The sequence below is a fragment of the Saccharopolyspora spinosa NRRL 18395 genome, assembly GCF_000194155.1.
GTDB classification, from domain to species: Bacteria; Actinomycetota; Actinomycetes; order Mycobacteriales; family Pseudonocardiaceae; genus Saccharopolyspora; species Saccharopolyspora spinosa.
Genome location: NZ_GL877879.1, coordinates 1 through 20,320 on the forward strand (window position 1 = coordinate 1; position 20,320 = coordinate 20,320).

Consider the following 20,320-nt stretch of genomic DNA (forward strand, 5'->3'; position numbering starts at 1 on the left):
GCTTCAACCAGCGCATTCCGAAACGGCCTTATGGAAGAGGTGAACGGGCCGTTCGCTCCGCTCTCAGGCGCTGGCGGGTTTCCTGGTGATCAGGTGGGCGATGACCCCGGCCAGCAGGCCCCAGAAGACCGACGCGATGCCGAAGATCATCAGGCCCGAGGCCGTGACCAGGAACGCGATCAGCGCGGCGGTGCGGCTGCCCGGGTCTTCGGTGGCCTTGGCCAGCGAGCCGCCGATGGTGTCCAGCAAGCCGATCCCAGCGAGTGCGGTGATCAGCGCGAGCGGGAACGCGGCGATGAGACTGCCGAGCATCGCCCCGAAGACCGTGGTCCCATGCTCCTGGCAAAACCGGCTCTGAGGTGGTCCCTTACTCCTGGCAGCCGACAAACCACAACACCCAAAACCAAAACCACAACAGCCTCGTAGACGGCACAAACGGTCCGCTCACTCCACACACCCAACGTAAGCCCCAGCGCACTGACGTGAAGCGAACGGACTGTCCACCCCGGTAGACGGCACAAACGGTCCGTTCACTCCACACCGTTCGCTTCAACCAGCGCATTCCGAAACGGCCTTATGGAAGAGGTGAACGGGCCGTTCGCTCCGCTCTCAGGCGCTGGCGGGTTTCCTGGTGATCAGGTGGGCGATGACCCCGGCCAGCAGGCCCCAGAAGACCGACGCGATGCCGAAGATCATCAGGCCCGAGGCCGTGACCAGAAACGCGATCAGCGCGGCGGTGCGGCTGCCCGGGTCTTCGGTGGCCTTGGCCAGCGAGCCGCCGATGGTGTCCAGCAAGCCGATCCCGGCGAGCGCGGTGATCAGCGCGAGCGGGAACGCGGCGATGAGACTGCCGAGCATCGCCCCGAAGACCCCCAGCAGCAGGTAGCAGGCTCCGGAGGCGATGCTGGCCTTGTAGCGCTGCCCCGGGTCCTCGTGCGCGTCGCGGCCCATGCACAGCGCCGCGGTGATCGCCGCGAGGTTGATTCCGAAGCAGCCCAGCGGTGCCAGCACCACGTTCACCGCCCCGGTCCAGGACAGCGGCGTCGTGTAGCCGTGGGCGCGCAGCGTCACCATGCCGGGCAGGTTCTGCGAGGTCATCGTGATGACGAACAGCGGAACGGCCAGGCTGATCATGGAGTGCAGCGACCAGCTCGGCCAGGTCCACACCGGCGTGGCCAGGGCGAAGCCGGCGCCGTCGAAGCGCAACGAGCCCTGGGCGGCGGCCAGCACCACGCCGATCACGAGCGCGATGAGCACCGCGTACCTGGGCAGCAGCCGCTTGCCGAGCAGATAGCCCGCCAACATCGCCAGCACCAGCCAGAACTGGGTCTGCATGGCGGTGAACATGCCCAGGCCGAACTGCAGCAGCACGCCGCCGAGCAGCGCGGACGCGATCGACGGCGGGATCAGGTTGACCGCCCGCTCGAACCAGCCGGTGAGCCCCACCAGCACCGTCAGCGCCGCGGCGAGCAGGAACGCACCGACCGCTTCGGCCATCGAGGTACCTTGACCACTCGTGGCCAGCAGCGCGGCACCGGGCGTGGACCAGGCCAGCACGACCGGCGCCCGGTAGCGGAGCGACAGGGCGACCGAGGTTACGCCGATGCCCGCGCCGAGCGCGAGGATCCACGAGCCGATTTCCGTGGGGCCCGCGCCGAGGGTCCGCGCGGCTTGGAAGACGATGGCTGCGGAGCTCACCACGCCGACCAACGTGGTGATGGCGCCGGAGACCAATGTGGACATCGGCAGGGCGGTCGGGAGCTGTTGCCGTAACTGCACCGGAGCTTCCGTTCTGTTTATGGAACGACGCGATGCTAGGAGGTAGCGGTGGAGCTGGTCAAGGTCGTGGGCGCGAACCTGCGCGCCGCCCGAGCGCTGCGCGGCCTGTCGCTGTCCGAGACGGCCCGCCGGGCCGGCATCGGCAAGGGCACGCTGTCGGAGCTGGAGGCTGGTCGGCGCAATCCGACGCTGGAGACGCTCTACGCGCTCGCGACGGTGCTCGACGTGCCGCTGGGGTGGCTGCTGGTCGCGGAGTCCGAGGGGAGCGCGGAGGAGGCGGTGGTGGTCAACCGGGCAAGCGGCTCGGACCTCTCCGGGCAGACGGTGGACGTGCAGCTGATGGACCGGGTGTGCAGCGGCGGCCAGCAACTGGAGGTGTACCGGCTGCACGTGCGAGCCGGGGCCCGGTACGTGTCCGGCGCGCACCGGCCGCGGGTGATCGAGCAGCTGCTGGTGCACTCCGGAACCCTCGTCGTCGGTCCGGAGTCCGCGCCAGAGACGCTCGGCCCGGGTGACTACATCCGCTTCGACGGCGGTGTGGACCACGTCTACCAAGCGCTCGAGGACGACGCCTCCGCGACCCTCGTGATGCGCTACGTAGGGGCGTGATTCTTTTGGGTTGCCATAGCAAACCGATCGACGCTTGTGTGGTACCGCTGGTCACGACGGGTAACACGGAGCCCTGCTTCGGGCGTAAGTCGAGCCGAGCCGAAGCAGGGCGAAGCGGTGTAGTGGGTCAGGCGTCCTTACCGTGGCCGGACTTTTGGTCAGGCTGGATGCCTGGCCGAGTCGCGGTCCGGAAGTTTCGTCGTCGCGCCTGGGCCAGGCGCGGCCCGGTGACTCCGAGAGGGGCGCGCGGTGCGGCACCGGATCGGATCGGGGACCGGCGCTGATGCCGGTGCGGATGCCGGTGCGGGTGCCGGTGCGGGTGCCGGTCGGGGGTAGGAAATGACGACGCCCGCACCGGGGTCTAACGGCAGCATCCCGCTGTGGTGCAGTTGTGTTTGCAGGCGTAGTCCTTGAGGTTCTCGTCAATGCACGCGTCGCAGGCCCGAACGGCGGTCGTTCGGGCGGAGGCGATTCCGGCGACCAGTCCGCATCGGGTGCTGGTGCGGTCCCGTGGGTTCCGCTCGTGGACGTTCCCAGCGTGGTCCGCCCACACGTCAGCGTATTCGGGGGGAGATTCGGTCGTCGTGCCAGCGATGCTGGGCTGTTGAGGCAACAAAGAAGAACCCGCCATACCCGGGAATGTATGGCGGGGTGATCAGGGGTGGCAGGAGCCTTTTGTACCCTCACCCGTTTAGCTGACTCCTAGTTTTAGCGACCGACCTCAAGCGCTTTGACCCATTCGGTAGACCGGCCAACCAGCCCACCAAGTACAGCCCGGCTCATACCGAGCCGTTGTCATGCCCGCTTGATCTGCGCTCCGACGTCGGCAGTCACGTCATTACAGTAATGGCCGGGTTCGCGCCAGGGCGATACCTCAACGAGGAGAGCAATCACCCCCGCCCTGAGTGGTCTGATTTCACCGGTCACCTGTCTGGCGCATTGGCCTGCGGGTTCATGGCCACCAGTCGTGCGCGTGATGTCCACAGTAGACGATAGTAATTCCTATTGCGCCTAAGTGATTTCTGGGAATTGTTGTCGTGTATCCTGTACGCGGGTGCTCAGTGCGGCGCAAATGACGATGCCATCCGAATTGCCGGACCGGACCCGCTCCAGCGTCTGCTACCTGCTCGCTCTCCGCAGCGCCGCGTGGCGGCGCTGGTGGGCTTGCGCCGCCGCCAGCGCGGTGGTGGTCAGTGCGCCAAGCGCCGCGCATATGAGAGCTATGCGGATACCGGGTGGCGACCAGGAAATGCGGATGTCTGAGGAATTCGGCGCGTCGGCTGGGATGTCGACCTGGAGCAGCCCGGCAGGGCCAGGGTGGGTGGGGAGCTGTCTGTCGCCCATCTTCGCGGTGTAGCCCGGCCACGCGAGTCGAGCAAGGAGTAGGTGTCCGCTTCTGCTGTCCAACCGGCTGAACCTTACTGTTTCGTGGCGGTTGTCCAGTACCGTGTTCGCCGTGACACGCACGTTCGGTGATGCCCAGCTGAGCCGTCCGTTCGTGCGCGGTGCAGCGACAGTGCGTTCGAGCACGGTGATGAGGTCTGTTCGCCGCACCACGTGCCAACCTGCTGGCACGACCGGTTCGGGAATCAGCCGCCGTTGAACGACGACGGTGTCCACACGTAACAGGTTCGCGAGGGGCGCTTCCGTGCCGGGAACGCGCTGCCACAGAGCGGAGTAGGCATCGACGCAGGCGGAACCGTTGTAGGACAGGCACACCGCGTTCGATAGCGCGGAGAATCCCATGCCGGTGTAGGCGTTGATGCTCTCGATCCCGGTTGCTTGGTAGAAGCTGCCGGGCATGAGATCGTGCCACGCCTCGGGACCCGGCCGTGGTGGGCCGATCCCCCCGAGGTCGGATATCTGGAACACCGCGCCCTGATAGCGGTGCGCGAAGTGAGCGCGCGCTTCGGCGATGTTGGTGGGGTAGTAGTAGGGCGGCGGCGTGTGCCCATCGACGAACCAGTGCACTTGCAACGCGAAAGTCCCCACCGTGCCGGCATGTACGACCGCAACCAGTCCTCGTGTGCCCAGCCGCCGGAATGCCCACACTGCCGTGCCGCTCAGCACGGCCAGGCCGAGCACGGTGAGGACTTGGCGCCGGAGCATCGAGGGGGCCGGGTTGGCGGCCCATCCGAGGTAGGAGCAGAACAGCAGCAGCGCGGTTGCGATCATCGTTCGTCGGCGCAGGTGGTCGGTGCGCAGCCCGGCGGACAGCAGGACGGCCAGCAGGACCGCGAGACCGAGGTAGCCGTAGTGCAGAAGCCGCAGCGGCCAACGGAACATCCACAAATCAGACGGGCCGATCGCCAGCAGTAGAAAGATCCCGGCAAACACCAGGCAGCCGGTTAGTTCCCGACGTCGCTGGCGCACCACCGACCAGTCGAACCAGGCCGCCAGCGGGACGGCGAACCAACAGAAGAAGACTGCCGAGTCCCCGACGTTGGGGATTTCCGGGACGTAGTCGGGAAAGCTCGCATTCAGGAGGTCACTCAGGTTCGGGGTGAGTTCGCCGGTGTTGCGCGGGGAACCACCGGCGCTACGCCATGTCACTTGGGAGCTAAGCAGAAGCGGAAGGTATACCAGCGGCGCAACCGCGGCGATTGCCGCCGATGCGAGGAACACCTCACCGGTCACCCGCCAGCGCCGGTTGACGGCGGTTTCGATGAGCACGGCGAACAGTACGCCGCACACCCCGAGCATCCCGTACGGGTTGCCGGCGGTCACAGCGAGCACCCCAAGGACGAAGACCCAGACGGCGTTGCCCTTCCCCTTGGCCATTCGGCGCGTAACCCACCACAGGTACGGGATCCACACGAACGCCAGCAGCGCGGCTGGCCACTTGACCGCGTCGAAGAAGAACAGCGATCCGCAGAACGGTAGGGGAGCGGCGGTCACACTCGCGGCCCATGAGCGCGCCCCGTATTCCCGGAACAGCAGATATGAGCCGAGAGCGATCGCCGAGAACGCCGCCGAGCGGACGACGTCTCCGGCGAGCGCCAGGTCCGGCATGATGGACACGAATACCCACACGAGCGCGTTGACCGGGTTCCACACGCCGAACAACGACTCGAGGACGAGGTTTCCACCCATCCACGAGCCAACGTCGAGCGTGACTGGCCAGGACCCGCTGCGGACCTGTTCGCCGAGGCGGAACCACGTGGGCAGGATCTGGATTGCGGCATCGTCTGTGTAGTAGGCCAGCGGATTCCTCAGGAGTGGAAACTGCGCCAGCAAGCCCGCCAAGGCGCAGGTCAGCGCGGCGAACCCGAACCGAGCTCCGTTCGGCCCGGCACGCGGAGTCTTTTGTTCCGCCGGAACGTCCGTCTCGTCCAGAGAAACGGTGTTCGCCACCCGCACTCCTCTCAGCAGCTGTACCCCGAAGATCGGCTCCTCCGTGCCGCACTGCTCGGTTCCTTGCTGGCCTGCCTACCGCTGCCCGACCTGCCCACCACGAGAGACGTCCGTGTAAGGACGAGCCTGGAGACGAAGAACGTCGCCGGCACAGCGACAACCCCGCCTGCGAATGTCGCGATCCGGGAGTCGACCCGTGCGTACTCGACAAGCGTGTAGACCGCGGCCGCGCTCAACGCGAGATTTGTCAGGTTCGACAGCGGGTACAGCAGGAACTTCAGCAGCGTTGGCGGAACGCGGAAGGTGTAGTAACAGTTCAGCAGGCAGCAGGTACGACACCGAAATCGCGACCGAAGCCGCGACGAGGTGCGCGACGAGATACGGCACCACGAACCACAGTGCGATGTAGACGGCGTAGTGCACCGCAGTGTTCGCCACGCCAACCAAACAGAAGCGCACCAACCGCGACCCGCTCCGCCCGCCCGGCACCGTTGCCCCTCAACCGCCGCTGGACGCCCATTTGGCCGGATCGTGGCCGTTGACCGTCGTCTGCCGCCCGTCACGCTGTTGCGGTGTGTCTCGCTCTCTGATCCAGCGTGTCGATGCTGCCGCCGTGTCTACCGGCCCGGTTTCCTTGATCAAGAAAGACGGCCGGCGTTTCGTCTCGACATAGATCCGCCCCAGGTACTCGCCGATGACCCCGAGGACGAGCAGATTGATGCCGCCGAGGCAAGCGACAGCGACCACCAGCGTCGCGTAGCCGGGAACGCGCACCCCGGACACGAGCGTGTTGACGACAACGAACGTGGCGTAGCAGAACGCAAGAACCGTGATCAGTGCGCCGAGGTAGATGGCCGCCCTCAGCGGTTTGTTGTTGAACGAGAGAATCCCGTCGATGCCGTAGTTCAACAGCTTTCCGGCCGACCACTTCGACTTGCCGCCGCTGCGAACGACGTTGCGGTAGCTGACCGTGGCCGTGTCGAAGCCGATCCAGGAACACAGCCCCTTCAAAAACCGGTTGTGCTCCGGCAATGAGAGCAACGCGTCGACGGCACGCCGCGACAACAGACGGAAGTCGCCAACCCCGTCCTGAAGGGAGACGTCGACGAGCTTGTTCACAACCCAGTAGTACAGGCGAGACAGAGCCGTCCGCGCGAACGACTCCCCGTGGCGGCTCCGCCGCGCCACCACCTGGTCGTAGCCCGAGTCTAGTAACTTCACCATGTCGGGCAGCATTTCCGGCGGGTGCTGCAGGTCCGCATCCAAAACGGCGATACGACTGGCCGTGGCATGGCGCAGCCCCGCTACGAGTGCCGCTTCCTTGCCGAAATTCCGGCTCAGCGCGACGAACCGGAAGCCAGGATGCTCGACGCTGGCCCGGCGCGCCTTGGCGAGGGTCTCGTCCGAGCTGCCGTCGTCGACGAGGATGACCTCGTAGTCGTGGGTGATCTTGGGAAGGACAGCCGACAGCCGGTCTGTCAAGTCGTCGAGCACGTCCCCTTCGTTGCAGCAGGGAACCACGATGGACAGATCCATAAGGCCTCCCCCAGCCGCTGTAAAGCCCATCCCCGTCCCGTAGGACACCCCAGACCGCCACGATAGGACTGCTCTAGCAATGCCGCAGAACAACGGGAGTTCTATTGCGCGAGTGGCGCCTCGGACACCGGCCGTCGCTGGCAGATCTTTGCGAACGACGCCAGACATCCACGCACGACGGGGTGTTGGTGAGGACGGACTCGCCGGAGGCAAACGGCGACCAGCACCGCTGGTCAGCGGCCGTTTAGTTGATCAATCCGATGCACGGGGTGCAGGTGAGCGGCACGGGTGCCCTCAACCGCACCGGATCAGCGGTTGTCCTCCTTGAGCATGTCGGAGCACTTCTCGCCGATGGCCATCGTGGTGATGTTGGGGTTCACCGCGACCAGGAACGGCATCGCCGAGGCGTCCGCCACCCGCAGGCCCTGCACGCCCTTGACCCGCAGGCGCGCGTCAACCGGCTTCGTCGGGTCGTCGTCCGCGCCCATCGGGACCGAGGCCGCCGGGTGGTAGACGGTGTTGTGGGTCCGCTTGATGTAGTCCGCGATCTCGTCGTCGGTGCGCACGTCCGGGCCCGGGAACAGCTCGGCACCGGCCCAGCCCTGCATCGCCGGCTGCGCCACGATCTTGCGGGCGAGCTTGATGCCCTCGGTCATCACCCGCATGTCGTGCGGGTCGGTGAAGTACCGAGGGTCGACCTTCGGCTTATCCCGGAAGTCCCGGCTGCGCAGCCGGACCGTGCCGGTGGAGCGGGCGCGGGTGACGTTCGGGGTCAGGCAGAAGCTGTTCTCCGAGGTCGGGTAGCCCTGCCGCACGGTGTGCATGTCGAAGGGCACCGAACCGTAGTGGAACATCAGGTCCGGCCGGTCCAGACCCGGCTCGGTGGTGGTGAAAATGCCGATCTCCCACCACTGCGTGGAGTCGGTGACCATCGGCTGCTTGGCGTCCCAGCTGATCACGCCCTCCGGGTGGTCCTGCAGGTAGGAGCCGACGCCGGGGGAGTCGACCAGCACGTCGATGCCGAACTCGCGCAGGTGCTCGGCCGGCCCGATGCCGGAGAGCATCAGCAGCTTCGGGCTGTCGATGGCGCCGGTGGACAGCACCACCTCGCGGCGCGCGGTCACCGTGCGGGTGTGGATCAGGTCCGCGTCCAGGTACTGCACGCCGGTGGCCCTGGTGCCGTCGAAGGTGACCTTCTTGGCCCAGGCATGGGTGCGGATCTCCAGGTTCGGCCGGTCGAGATTCGGGTGCAGGTAGGACACCGACGACGAGGACCGGGTGCCGTCCTCCCGCGCGTTGATCTGGAACCAGTTCGCGCCGTGCACCACGGTCTTGCCGGAGTTGAACTCCGTGATCGGCAGGCCTTCCTGGGCGCAGGCCTGCAGCAGCGCGACGCCGCACGGGTCCTCCGGCGGGACGCTGCGGATGGTCACCGGGCCGCTGCGGCCGTGGTGCTCACCCGGCCCGTCGTTGGACTCCAACCGCTTGTACAGCGGGAAGATGTTCTTGGCGCCCCAACCGGTAGCGCCCATCGACTCCCACTCGTCGAGGTCCTCGGCCGGGGCCCAGAACGCGATGCAGGAGTTGTGCGAGGAGCAGCCGCCGAGGACTCGGGCCCGCGCGTGCCGCATGAACGAGTTGCCGTTCTCCTGCGGCTCGATCAGGTAGTCCCAGTCGTAGCCGGACTCCAGCAGCGCCATCCAGCGCTTGAGCTCCAGGATTGCCTTGTCGTCGACGTCGGACGGGCCGGCCTCCAGCAGGCACACGGTGACGTCCGGGGCCTCCGACAGCCGCGCCGCGACGGCCGCGCCGGCGCTGCCGCCACCCACCACGACGTAGTCGAACTGATCTGCCACTGGAATCTCCGTTTCTGGAATGAACGTTCTGGTCACCTTGCTCGGCGGTGCGGGTAGCGGAACCTCAAAAGCCCTCTCGTCTACTGGATCCCCGGTTCACGTATGTCCAATACGCCACATCGGGGCTGGCCTCGCGAGCCGCCCGAGGCGCGGGTGTCCCCGCAGGACACCGTTGAGAACCCGCGGCGGTGCCGGTCGCGTGCGTTGCGGGAAGCGGCTATGCCGTTTGCCTGATGCTGGGTGCGGTCAAGTCCGCTGGGCACGTCACCAGCGCGGGCGCTCAGGCGACCGGGCTCGTGGCACTGATGTCCGAAGGGGACTCCGCGGCGTGGTCGGCGAGCACGCCGACCTTGTGGCGCTGGACGAACCAGTAGTACGCGAACCCGCCTACGGCCGCGGCTCCGACGAACAGCAGCGAGCTGTACTGCAGGTACCAGTGGTACGGCGGCTCCGCGTTGTAGACCTCGCGGCGCGGCCACGCCAGGTTGATCGTCATGCCCAAGCCCCAGAGCACGGCCAGGACGTTGATCGGCAACCCGAGCTTGCCCAGGCCGAACCGGCGCGGCTGCTTGGCCTCGCTTTTTGGCACAGACCACTCGCCGCGCAGCCGCGCGACCAGCATCGGCACGGTGACCAGCAGGTACGAGATGTAGATCAGGATGATCGCCAGGCTGGTGACCGCGGTGAAGATCTGCGGCTGCCCGATGTTGACCACCAGCAGGGCCACCGCGAGCACGCCGATGACCACGGCCGGCACGATCGGCGTCCGGAAGCGCGGGCTGACCCGCGCCAGCAACGAACCAGCGGGTAACGCGTTGTCGCGGGCCATCGCGAAGGCGATCCGGATCGCCGCCGTGTGCACCGCCAGCACGCAGACCGTGATCGCCACGAAGATCGACAGGAGGAACAGCCGACCCACGAGCGGGCCCAGCGCGTCGTTGAGCACGAACTGCAGGCCGCTCTCGGCCAGCTGCGGCGCGGAGAAGTCCCGGGTCGCCATCAGACCGAGCAGGATGATCAGGCCACCGAGGATGAACGAGGCGATCAGCGCCCGCAGGATCGCCTCGGGGGCGTTGCGCTGCGGGTCGATGGATTCCTCGCCGAGTGACGCGGCGGTGTCGAAGCCGTACATCACGTACGACGAAGCGATCCCGGCGACCAGGAATGCGCCCAGGTAGTTGCCGCCGAAGGCGGACTCGGTGCCGTTGGTGTCGAACACGACCGTCGGCGGATTCACCACTACCAGCGCCAGCGCGATGATTAGCAACACCGCCGCGACCAGCTCGATGAACACGCCGGCGCTGTTGATCCGGGCCATCAGCTTCACCCCGAAGGCGTTGACCAGCGTGGTGAACAGGATCAGCACCAGGGCCAGCAGGATGCCGTTGACGGCCTGCTCGGTGCTGGTGCTGCCGTCGCCGATGAGCTGGAAGCCGGACCAGATCTGCGGCAGCGTGTTCTGGTAGGCCAGCGCGGTGGCCGAGATCGACACGATCGAGGCCAGCAGCATCATCCAGCCCGCGAGCCAGCCGATGTGCTGACCGCCCAGCTTCTTGGCCCAGTTGTAGATGGAGCCGGCGATGGGGTACCGGGACGCCAGCTCGGCGAAACTCAACGCCACGAGTAACTGCCCGACGAACACGATCGGCCAGGACCACCAGTAGGCGGGGCCCCCGAAGGACAGGCCGAAGTAGGACAGTTGGAAGGTGCCGGTGAGTACCGAGATGTAGCTGATCCCGGCGGCGAAGGTCGCGAATCCGCCGAGGCTTCTCTTCAGTTTGTTGGTGTAGCCGAACTCGTTGAGCTCGGCATCGTAATTGGGTGCGCTCATGCCCCGAACTCCTTTCCCGACCATGCCCCCGCCCGCCGGATGCGGGCAGGGGAACGAATCGGGTGGTTGCTTTGCGTAGCGCGAAGATCACCGCTTACATCGGCGGTGTCGGGCAAAGCGGCCGGACGGGCCGCGCAGTTCCCGCGGCAATGGTTCGGTCACCGCCGCGGGTGAAGCGAATTCCTCGCTATTTTCCGGAAAACCAGTTCTGCGCTGCGGGCCGCAGATTCTGGTAGACGTGCTTTGCCTCCTGGTACTCGCCGAGTCCGGCCCGGCCCAGTTCGCGTCCGATGCCGGACTGCTTGAAGCCGCCCCATTCCGCCTGCGGCAGGTAGGGGTGGAAGTCGTTGATCCAGATGGTGCCGTGCCGCAGCCGGTTGGCAACCCGCTGCGCCTTGCCCGGGTCGCCGGTGAACACCGCGCCCGCCAGGCCGTAGTGGGTGTCGTTGGCGATGCGCACCGCCTCGTCCTCGTCGGTGAAGCGCTCGACGGTCAGCACCGGGCCGAAGGACTCCTCGGTTACCGCGTAGCCGCCCGGTTTGACGTCGGCGAGGACGGTGGGCAGGTAGTAGTGGCCGTTGGCGTAGCGTTCGCCCTCGGGGCGGCGTCCCCCGGTGCGCAGCACGGCGCCTTCGGCGACGGCCTTGACGACGTAGTCGTCCACCTTCTTCAAGTGCGCGGCGGAGATCAGCGGCCCCGTCTCGGCGTCCTCGTCGAACGGGCCGCCGATGCGGATCAGCTCGGCGCGGCGGACGATCTCGTCCACCAGCGCGTCGTGCAGCTCGTCCTGCACGATCAGCCGCGCCCCGGCCGAGCAGACCTGCCCGGAGTGCAGGAACACGGCGGTCAGCGCGTAGTCCACCGCAGGCTCGAAGTCGGCGTCGGCGAACACGACGTTCGGGTTCTTGCCGCCGAGCTCCAGAGCCACCTTCTTCACCGTCGGCGCCGCGGCGGCCGAGATCTTGCGCCCGGTGTGCAGGCCTCCGGTGAACGAGATCAGGTCGACGTCCGGGTGCTCGGCCAGCACCGACCCGACCTCGGCGCCGGTGCCCAGCACCAGGTTGCCGACCCCGGCGGGCAGTCCGGCCTCGGCCAGCGCGCGCATCAGCAGGATCGCGGTGCTGGGGGTGAGCTCGCTGGGCTTGAGCACGAAGGTGTTGCCCGCCGCGATCGCCGGGGCGACCTTCCAGGCCACCTGCAGCAACGGGTAGTTCCAGGGTGTGATCATGCCGCACACGCCGACCGGCTCGTACTGCACGCGGCTGATCGCGTCCGGCGAGCCGGCGTCGACGATGCGGCCCGCGTCGGTGCCGGCGATCTTGCCGAAGTAGCGGAAGCACGCGGCGATGTCGTCCATGTCGTACTCGCTCTCGACCAGCCGCTTGCCGGTGTCCAGCGATTCGGCGCGGGCGAACTCCGCCTTGTCGCGCACCAGGATGTCGCTCACCCGAAGCAGCAGGTCGCCGCGCTCCCAGGCCGAGGTGGCGGTCCAGGAGCCGTCGTCGAAGGCGCGGCGCGCGGCGGCGATGGCCCGCTCGGCATCGGCAGTCCCGGCTTCGTCGACCGTGGCCACCAGCGTGCCATCGGCTGGGCAGCGGATCTCGCGGGTGCGACCGTCAGCGGCCGACGCCCACTCGCCATCGATGAACAGCGAGGGCGTCGAATTCTCAGCTTGCGACATGGCTCGTTCCCCGTGATGTCGATTGTGCTTTTTTGCGCCGGAACCGCACCAATGCGCACTTCTGGTACAGGTGTGCGCATTGCCACTGGTACAGGTGTGTACGCATTGCCACGATCCGATTCGCTCATCCACACTAAGGCGCGCCCGCCCATTGCGCCGCCGGTAACCGCGGGCGGCACGCAATTCTCCGAATGGGGACCGGCGACCCGCGATTTGCGGAATTCACCTCCTGGCGGTCCATTCGGTGGCGGGTTAGCGCCTGTGGTTCGGCGCAGTGCTGCGGAAGACCCTAACACCGATCCTGTACATCTGTACATCATCGGGTGCTGGGCTTTCGGATGAATCATCGAAAAAAGCGTGATGAACAGGACGAACGCGGATCCGGTGACCGGGACCGCATCGCTCTCGCTGGTCCACATGGCAGGCTAGGTGTCGTTGTGAAGCCCACGGGAGGAACGCCGAAGCGAATGTCGACCATCCCGCCCGCGCCCGCCGCGCGCCGCAAGGACCCGGCCCGCCGCGAGCGCATCGCACGCGCCGCGATCACGGTCGTCGCCGAGCGCGGGGTGGAGAAGCTCACGCATCGTGCCGTGGCGGCTGCGGCGGGTGTTCCGCTGGGGTCGACCACCTACTACTTCGCCACCCTCGACGACCTCCTCGCCAGCGCTCTGCGGCAGGCCGCCGAGGACGACGTCGAGCACCTCCAGGAGTGGGCCGACCGGCTCGAACGCGACTGCGACCTGGCCATCGCGCTGACCGACCTGGTGCTGCACTACCTCGGTCCGGCGCTGCCGCAGACCGTCGTCGAGCACCAGCTCTACATCGCCTCGCTGCACAAACCCGCGCTGCGCCACGTCAGCCAGGAATGGGACACCGCGCTGGCCGAGCTGTTCGCCTCCTACACCGATCCGTCCACCGGGCGTGCTTTGTCCGTTCTGTTCTGCGGTTTGCTGCTGCAAGGCGTCGTCCGGGAATCGGTGCCGGGCCGAGACGAAATCGAGACGATCTTCCGCCGAGTCCTCGGGGCGGGCGCGAAAACCTGATTCCAGCAGGCAATCCCGCGCTGGTGTATGGATGGTCAACATCGGATGACCGTTGCCTTGCACCGGAATCAGGGGAGTTGATCCCACTCGCCGCGGCAGTGGACAATGGGGCTGGCGATCCGTGGCACCGCGCGTAGCCCGGTGCTCGGGGCTGAACAGTTCAGCCCTGCGGCGGGCATCGCGACACGCTTTTCAGGTGTACAACGGACTTGCTGCGTCGGGGCGTGGCTCGCTCCCAAGCAACGTTGATCAATCGAGCGGGGTGAGACCGTGGGGCACATCGAAGACCGCGAACTGGTACCGCTGAAGGCGGATTTCGACACGGCATGGTACGGGTTCCGGCGATCACAGGTGAAGTTCTACATCCAGCAGACCGAGAACGAGATCCGGCTCGTCACCGAGGACCGGGACTCGGCGCTCAGCCAGGTCGGCAACCTGACGGCGCAGCTGAACCAGGCGCGTGCCGAGGTCGAGTCGCTCAAGCAGCAGCTCGACGAACAGGCGCGCTCGCCGATCGACGCCGCGGCGCTGTCGGACCGGTTACGCCGGATGGTCCGGCTCGCGCAGGACGAGGCGGACGAGATCGTCGCCGCCGCGCAGTCCGCATCCGAGCACGAGTGGGCGCGGTCCGAGCAGGCCGCAGCCGAACTCCGGGAACGCTACGAGAAGCTGGTGGCGGAGGCCGACGAGTGGCGCCGCCAGTCCGAGCAGCAGCGCAGCGAGATGTTGGCGCGCACCCGCGAGGAAGTCCAGGCGATGGCGCGCGAAGCGGAGCAGTGCCGCCGTCGGCTGGACACCTCGGCCGAGGAACGCCGCACCCAGGTCGAGCACGACTTCGAGGTGTCGATGGCGGCGCGCCGCGAAGAGGCGAAGCGCATCCAGGCCGAGCGCGAGCAGAAGAGCCGCGAAGAAGCGCAGCGGCGGGTCCGCGAAGCGACCGCGGAAGCGGACCGGCGGATCCGGCGAGCCGACGAGTACGCCGAGACGATGCTGCGGATGCGGCAGGACGTCGCGGAGCGCGTGCGGGCCGCGCAGCAGGTGCTGGCCGCGGCGGAGCCGTTCCTGGGGGCGACGGAGGCCGGCGCGGCGAGCGAGGCGTCCGACGGCTACGTCGGCGAAGTCGTCCAAAGTGGACAGATCCCGTCCGGTGACGTCAGCGTGCCCAAGCAGCGCGACGAGGAGCCGGTCCCCCAGGAGGCGGACACCGCCGCCTGACCTGAACGGGTGGTGAAGCGAACGGCCTGTTCGTGCCGTCTATCGGTGTGGGTGGTCCGTTCGCTGGGTTCGGGTGTCGGGTTGGGTGGAGCGAACGGCCTGTTCGTGCCGTCTATTGAGGTGAACAGGCCGTTCGCTCCACCCCGCACCCGCCGGCCCGGCTGTCACCCGCCCCAGCTGTGCCAGGCGTCCACCTCGATCCAGCCGCTGACCCGCGGCCGGTCGCGGACCGGGTACGGCTCGCCCAGGTAATGCTGGGCGAGCCGGTCGATGTCGGTCAGGTCTGGGTCGTCCTCCAATGCGGTGACCCGGCCGCGCAGGCTGACGTGCCGGTACCAGCTCGCGCTGTCCAGCACCGTCAGCGACACGCGCGGATCGGCCCTGACGTGCTTCAGTCGTGCCCGGCTCGCATCCATGTTGACCAGCACTTTTCCGCTGTCCCAGAGGTACCAGGTGGCCACCGAGACCGGCGCGCCGGCGGCGTTGACGGTGGCGATCACCGCCGGGTTCGGGCGGGACAGCAGCTCGTGCACGTCCGGCGGCATTTCTTCTTTCGGCATCGATTCGTCCTTCCGGGAGGCGGTTCTCGTTACCTGCGGCGAGGATTCCAGCTGGCACAACAGGAAACGGCGAGAACACGCCGAGGCCTTCCCGCTGTACCCCGGCGGAACTAGTTTCGGCGTGATCTCGGGCCTAGCAGGAGGCGGAATGAACTGGCGCGGTCTCGTCACGTTTGCGGTGGTGTGCGGCATGCTCCTCGTCGGAGCCCCGGTGGGCGCGTCCCCGCCGGACGACATCCGGGAGCGGCTGGAGGCGGTGCCAGGGCTGACCGTCGTCGGCGAGCGGCCCACCGAGCCGGGGTTCCGGCTCTTCGACCTGACGTTCGCGCAGCCCAGCGACCACCGGCACCCGACAGCCGGGGGCTTCCAGCAGCGCCTGACCCTGCTGCACCGCGATCTCGACCGGCCTACCGTGCTCTACACGACCGGCTACGAGCTGCCGAGCAAGGTCAGCCGCACCGAGCCGACGCGGCTGGTCGACGGCAACCAGGTCGACCTGGAGCACCGGTTCTTCGTCCCGTCCCGGCCCGATCCGGCCGACTGGAACGACCTGGACATCTGGCAGGCGGCCACCGACCAGCACCGGGTGATCGCCGCGCTGCAGTCCATCTACCAGCAGAAATGGATCACGACCGGGGCGAGCAAGGGTGGCATGACGGCCGTCTACCACCGCCGGTTCTATCCCGACGACGTGGCCGGGACCGTCGCCTATGTGGCACCCAACGACGTCGACAACGACCGCGATAGCTACGACGAGTTCCTGGCCTCGGTCGGCACCGACCCGGCCTGCCGGGACGCGCTGCTCGCCGTGCAGCGGGAGGCGCTGGTCCGGCGTGACGAGATGCTGGCGAAGTTCAACGCCTACGCCGAGGCGGAGGGGCTGACCTTCGACCGGATCATCGGTGACGTCGACCGGGGTCTGGAGATGGTCGTGCTCGACACGCCGTTCGCGTTCTGGCAGTACCGGGGCCAGCAGGACTGCGCCAAGATCCCGGCGACCACTGCGAGCACCGACGAGATCTACGCGTTCTTCGACGAGACCGCGCAGTTCTCCCTCTACACCGACCAGGGCATCGAGCCGTACGCGCCGTACTACTACCAGGCTGGCACCCAGCTCGGCTGGCCCGATGTCTCCGACGAACTGCTGGCCGACCTGCTGCACCACCGGCAGCTCAACCAGCCCCGCAATCTGGTGTCTCGCGACATCCCGATGGACTTCAAACCGGGGTCGATGCTGCAGATCGACGCGTGGGTGCGCGGCCAGGGCGCGGAACTGATGTTCGTCAACGGAGAGCGCGACCCGTGGAGCGCGGAACCCTTCCAACTCGGCAGCGGCACCAGCGACTCCTTCAGCTACCTGGTCCCCGGCGCCAACCACGGAGCGAAGATCGAGGGCCTGCCCGACCGGCAGCGAGCGGAAGCGGAAGCGGCGGTCCGCCGCTGGGCCGACGCCCCGGCCCCCGTCCGCGTCCTGACCCCGCTCGACGCGGAACCCCTGACCCGCCACCCGATCTGACGAATTTTTCGAGGTGAGGGGCACCCTTGAGCGGTTGAATCGCTCAAGGGTGCCCCTCACACCTCGCTGGATCGGGTGCGGCGGCGGGTGGCGAGGCCGTCGTAGGCGCGCATCAGGAACTTGTGCGTTGGGCGCTCGACGGCGTGGGTCAGGGTCCAGCCCAGCGCCGTACCGGTAACCAGCATCGCGGCCGTCTGCAGGAGGGGGTCGACGCCGATCTCGTCGAGCTTCTTCATGACGATGTAGCCGATCGTCTGGTGCACCAGGAACACGCCGTAGGAGATCCCGGCGAACCACCGGATCCGCCCGGCCAGCCACTCCGGGAAGATCCGGTTCCAGTCCGGCCCGAATGCCGTCAGCGCGACCACGACCATGCCGATGCACACCGCGACCGTTGAGCCCCAGTCGGCGATCAGGCCTTCCGGCGTTTCGGTGTAGTTGTGCAGCGCCTGGCCGAGCATGCAGGCCGCCAGCATCGCCGCGAAGTGCAGGAGGCCGATGCGCCGGGTCGACCACAGCCAGATCGCCACCCCGGCGACGAACAGGTGCCAGCGGTGCACGCCGATGCCGTCGACGATCGTGCGGTAGAGCTCCGACTTGTCGGCCACCCGCACTGGCCACTGCGCGATCGGTACCAGCACCGCCGCCCACAGCACCAAGATGATTCGCCGCCCGTGGCCCCACCTGGTGCGGAACAGCAACGCGGCCGCGGTGAAGCCCATCAGCTGCAGCGGCACCGTCCAATGTGAACCGTCGATGAACCAGTAGTCCGCTGGCTTCCAGTTCCACAGCATCAGCAGGTTCCACCACAGGTCGTTGAGGCTCGGGTAGAACCAGGCTTCGACCGCCACCCAGCGCATCACCGCAAAGATCACCACGACCGCGCCGACGAACGGCGGGAACAGCCTGGCCATGCGTCCCCACCAATAGCGCAGCGCGGTGCCGCGGCCGATGGTGACGCAGGCGAAGTACGCCGAGATCACCAGCAGCAGGCTGGCGCCGACCTGGTAGGGAAAGACGACGTTGCGCGGCGTCATCTCGGGGTGCAGATAGGTGCTGAGGAAGGTGGAGTGGTAGCACATCACGAGCAGGACGCAACTGGTTCGCACGACGTCCCAGCTGATCTTGCGTTTGCTCCGGCCCGAGGCTTGGGTTTTACGCGTTGCGGTCATCTCGGGCACACCCGCCACCGTACCAGCCTATTTGTCGGATTATTTCCCCATTACAGCCGGTTTGATCAGTGCAAACAGCGTATTTCGTTGGCCTGTTCGGCCAATGTCGGGTTGCTCACGGTCTCCGCGCCACGGCGGCGTAACCGAGCGAGGTGGGAGGCTAAAGGTCCAGGTCGCCGTGCTCAGGCCGCCACTACGCGATCGGCACGACCCCCGGTTCGAAAAGGTGGAGGCCGTCCAGTAGGGACTCCAGATCGGCCCGGCTGTGCAGCGTCCCGGGGTGCTGGCTGCCGGCAGCAGGTCGGTCACCGCGCGCATGGTCTCCGATGCGTGGTCGGCGGTCAGGTGGGTGAGCGCCGGGGGCGAGCCGGGGGCGACGGCGGCGAGGTACTCGTGGCTCGGGCCGGCCGGGTCGTCGTGATCGGGAATGTGGTGCAGCACCGCGAACATCAGCACCGCCAACGGCTGCTCGAAGTCGAGCAGCCGCCGAACCCGTTCCGTAACCAGCACCTCGTCGATGTCGTGCAGGTCGGCCTGCGCAATGGCAGCGTTCGGAGTGCGGTTGAGGAGCGGTTCGCCGTGCGTCACGACGACCGGGTCGCTGTCGACGTAGACCACGCGCGCGCGGGACGAGCGTCCACAATCCTGCTGGCGATGGTTGAGTTGCAACGTAGACCACGCGCGCGCGGGACGAGCTGCTGGGCGACCTCGTGCGGGGTGCCGATCGCCGGGAGGCCGCAGCCGACGTCGAGGAGCTGCCGCACGCCCGTGGCCAGGCAAATCCGGATCACCCGGTGCAGGCAGGCGCGGTTGGCCAGCGCGTTCAGCCGCACGTCCGGGGCCACCGACAGGAGCCGCCGGGCCAGTTCGCGGTCTGAAGCGAAGTTGCAGCTACCGCCCAGGAAGTAGTCGTAGACCCTGGCGCCGCTCGGGCGGTCCGGGGCGAGGTCCTGCGGGAGCTGGGCGTGGTCCGGCATGGTGCCTCCGGGTAACCGTGCAGGAAGCGCAGAGTAGTCGCCCGAACGCCGGTCGAACAGGATGAAACGTGATTGAGAACACTCCGGACGTGTCATTGACCCATTGACCTTTAGCGCGCTTGAGGTTCGAGACTTTCGGCGAACGCAAGATCAGTGAAGGGGAAGAGACCGATGGCGCAGTACGTGTTGCCGGAGTTGGACTACGACTACGCGGCGTTGGAGCCGGCGATCGCCGGTGAGATCAACGAGTTGCACCACAGCAAGCACCACGCGGCGTACGTCAAGGGCGCCAACGACACGGTGGAAAAGATCGCCGAGGCGCGGGAGAAGGGCGACTTCTCCTCCATCGTTGGGTTGGAGACCACGCTGGCGTTCAACCTGGCGGGGCACTCGCTGCACCTGGTGTGGTGGAAGATCCTCTCGCCCAACGGCGGGGACAAGCCGACCGGCGAGCTGGCGGCGGCCATCGACGAGGACTTCGGTTCCTTCGACAAGTTCCGCGCTCAGATGGAGGCGGTGTCGACCACGATCCAGGGGAAAGGAGCTGGCGGCGGCCATCGACGAGGACTTCGGTTCCTTCGACAAGTTCCGCGCTCAGATGGAGGCGGTGTCGACCACGATCCAGGGCAACGGCTGGGGCGTGCTGGCCTGGGACCCGGTGGGTCAGCGGTTGATCACGCAGCAGCTGCGGGACCACCACGCGAACCTGTCGATCGCCACGACCCCGCTGCTGGCGTTCGACATCTGGGAGCACGCGTACTACCTGCAGTACCGCAACGTGAAGGCCGACTACGTCAAGCATCTGTGGAACGTGGTCAACTGGGACGAGGTCGCCGCGCGCTTCGCCGACGCCCGCGCCGGATACAACGGCCTCCGTCTCGCCAACGCCTGACGGAAGGCATTACTGCGAGGCAGTTTCGCCGGTTCCGGGGCCGTGGGTCTTTTGAACAGTCGTAGCAGCCCAAGAGACTCACGGCCCCGGTCGTGCATTAGGGCCCGCCTAGCGGCCGATTCTGGAAATGTTGTCCAGCTGTGAATTACACAAAGGCCGGAACCGTTACGATCATGGGTCAATGACGCGTCCGTCGGATCCGCGCCGCACCGACCGGCCACTTAGGACCTCTCGGGTGTCAACCCACGTCCCCGTCCAACATCGAGGCTGGCGGGCGCCGCTGCTCGCGTCCCTGGTCG

16 protein-coding genes and 2 pseudogenes are annotated in these 20,320 nt (G+C 67.2%); 5 read left to right on the top strand and 13 right to left on the bottom strand.

From position 1 onward, the window contains the following. Positions 1–63: 63 nt before the first annotated feature. Both SSPN_RS0119140 and SSPN_RS0119145 read right to left on the bottom strand, forming a co-directional pair. Positions 64–312 carry a benzoate/H(+) symporter BenE family transporter gene (locus tag SSPN_RS0119140; RefSeq protein ID WP_010307512.1) on the bottom strand — a complete coding sequence of 83 codons (249 nt, stop codon included), beginning with the start codon at positions 310–312 and terminating at the stop codon, positions 64–66. Positions 313–609: 297 nt separating this feature from the next. Further along, positions 610–1,779: a benzoate/H(+) symporter BenE family transporter gene (locus SSPN_RS0119145; protein WP_010307513.1), complete on the bottom strand. Its 1,170-nt coding sequence runs from the start codon at positions 1,777–1,779 to the stop codon at positions 610–612. A gap of 48 nt (positions 1,780–1,827) precedes the next feature. Here SSPN_RS0119145 and SSPN_RS0119150 point away from each other — a divergent pair, with 48 nt between their 5' ends. Next, on the top strand, positions 1,828–2,388 hold the full coding sequence (locus tag SSPN_RS0119150; RefSeq protein WP_010307514.1) for a helix-turn-helix domain-containing protein: 561 nt from the start codon (positions 1,828–1,830) through the stop codon (positions 2,386–2,388). Between the two features lie 1,119 nt (positions 2,389–3,507). Here SSPN_RS0119150 and SSPN_RS44565 read toward each other — a convergent pair. The 7 genes and pseudogenes from SSPN_RS44565 to SSPN_RS0119175 form a co-directional block, all read right to left on the bottom strand. Next, on the bottom strand, positions 3,508–5,742 hold the full coding sequence (locus SSPN_RS44565) for a hypothetical protein (protein WP_010307515.1): 2,235 nt from the start codon (positions 5,740–5,742) through the stop codon (positions 3,508–3,510). 11 nt (positions 5,743–5,753) lie between these two features. Continuing rightward, positions 5,754–6,122: a GtrA family protein gene (locus SSPN_RS62760; protein ID WP_420188269.1), complete on the bottom strand. Its 369-nt coding sequence runs from the start codon at positions 6,120–6,122 to the stop codon at positions 5,754–5,756. Continuing rightward, positions 6,079–6,231: pseudogene (locus tag SSPN_RS62765) on the bottom strand (GtrA family protein); the annotation flags it as partial. The pseudogene SSPN_RS62765 and the gene SSPN_RS62760, both read right to left, overlap by 44 nt. A gap of 9 nt (positions 6,232–6,240) precedes the next feature. Next, positions 6,241–7,278 (bottom strand): glycosyltransferase family 2 protein, encoded by a 1,038-nt coding sequence (locus SSPN_RS0119160; protein ID WP_010307516.1) that lies wholly within the window; start codon positions 7,276–7,278, stop codon positions 6,241–6,243. 308 nt (positions 7,279–7,586) lie between these two features. Beyond that, positions 7,587–9,134 (bottom strand): GMC family oxidoreductase, encoded by a 1,548-nt coding sequence (locus SSPN_RS0119165; protein WP_010307517.1) that lies wholly within the window; start codon positions 9,132–9,134, stop codon positions 7,587–7,589. A 280-nt stretch (positions 9,135–9,414) separates the two neighbouring features. Beyond that, on the bottom strand, positions 9,415–10,965 hold the full coding sequence (locus tag SSPN_RS0119170; RefSeq protein ID WP_010307519.1) for an APC family permease: 1,551 nt from the start codon (positions 10,963–10,965) through the stop codon (positions 9,415–9,417). 187 nt (positions 10,966–11,152) lie between these two features. After that, positions 11,153–12,646: an aldehyde dehydrogenase family protein gene (locus tag SSPN_RS0119175; protein ID WP_010307520.1), complete on the bottom strand. Its 1,494-nt coding sequence runs from the start codon at positions 12,644–12,646 to the stop codon at positions 11,153–11,155. A gap of 467 nt (positions 12,647–13,113) precedes the next feature. On the opposite strand from SSPN_RS0119175, the gene SSPN_RS0119180 reads away from it, so the two are divergent. Next, positions 13,114–13,689 carry a TetR/AcrR family transcriptional regulator gene (locus SSPN_RS0119180; RefSeq protein WP_010307521.1) on the top strand — a complete coding sequence of 192 codons (576 nt, stop codon included), beginning with the start codon at positions 13,114–13,116 and terminating at the stop codon, positions 13,687–13,689. A 270-nt stretch (positions 13,690–13,959) separates the two neighbouring features. Continuing rightward, positions 13,960–14,904, top strand: coding sequence for a coiled-coil domain-containing protein (locus SSPN_RS0119185; RefSeq protein ID WP_010307522.1), 945 nt, complete (start codon positions 13,960–13,962; stop codon positions 14,902–14,904). Positions 14,905–15,068: 164 nt separating this feature from the next. On the opposite strand, the gene SSPN_RS0119190 is transcribed toward SSPN_RS0119185, so the two are convergent. Then, positions 15,069–15,464, bottom strand: coding sequence for a PPOX class F420-dependent oxidoreductase (locus SSPN_RS0119190; RefSeq protein ID WP_010307523.1), 396 nt, complete (start codon positions 15,462–15,464; stop codon positions 15,069–15,071). 148 nt (positions 15,465–15,612) lie between these two features. Here SSPN_RS0119190 and SSPN_RS0119195 point away from each other — a divergent pair, with 148 nt between their 5' ends. Further along, on the top strand, positions 15,613–16,980 hold the full coding sequence (locus SSPN_RS0119195; RefSeq protein ID WP_010307524.1) for a S28 family serine protease: 1,368 nt from the start codon (positions 15,613–15,615) through the stop codon (positions 16,978–16,980). A 56-nt stretch (positions 16,981–17,036) separates the two neighbouring features. Here the strand turns inward: SSPN_RS0119195 and SSPN_RS0119200 are convergent, their stop codons facing one another. Genes SSPN_RS0119200 through SSPN_RS60010 form a run of 3 tightly spaced genes read right to left on the bottom strand, consistent with a single transcriptional unit; the run spans position 17,037 to position 19,129 of the window. Beyond that, entirely contained in the window at positions 17,037–18,152 is a 1,116-nt protein-coding gene (locus SSPN_RS0119200; RefSeq protein ID WP_237710665.1) for an acyltransferase family protein, read from the bottom strand. 39 nt (positions 18,153–18,191) lie between these two features. Beyond that, positions 18,192–18,770 carry an SAM-dependent methyltransferase gene (locus SSPN_RS60005; RefSeq protein WP_237710666.1) on the bottom strand — a complete coding sequence of 193 codons (579 nt, stop codon included), beginning with the start codon at positions 18,768–18,770 and terminating at the stop codon, positions 18,192–18,194. Then, complete coding sequence (locus SSPN_RS60010; RefSeq protein WP_237710667.1) at positions 18,737–19,129, bottom strand: SAM-dependent methyltransferase; 393 nt, start codon at positions 19,127–19,129, stop codon at positions 18,737–18,739. The genes SSPN_RS60005 and SSPN_RS60010 overlap by 34 nt, the downstream gene beginning before the upstream one ends. A 171-nt stretch (positions 19,130–19,300) precedes the next feature. On the opposite strand from SSPN_RS60010, the pseudogene SSPN_RS44575 reads away from it, so the two are divergent. Next, a pseudogene (locus tag SSPN_RS44575) lies at positions 19,301–20,021 on the top strand (superoxide dismutase). Positions 20,022–20,320: the final 299 nt, after the last annotated feature.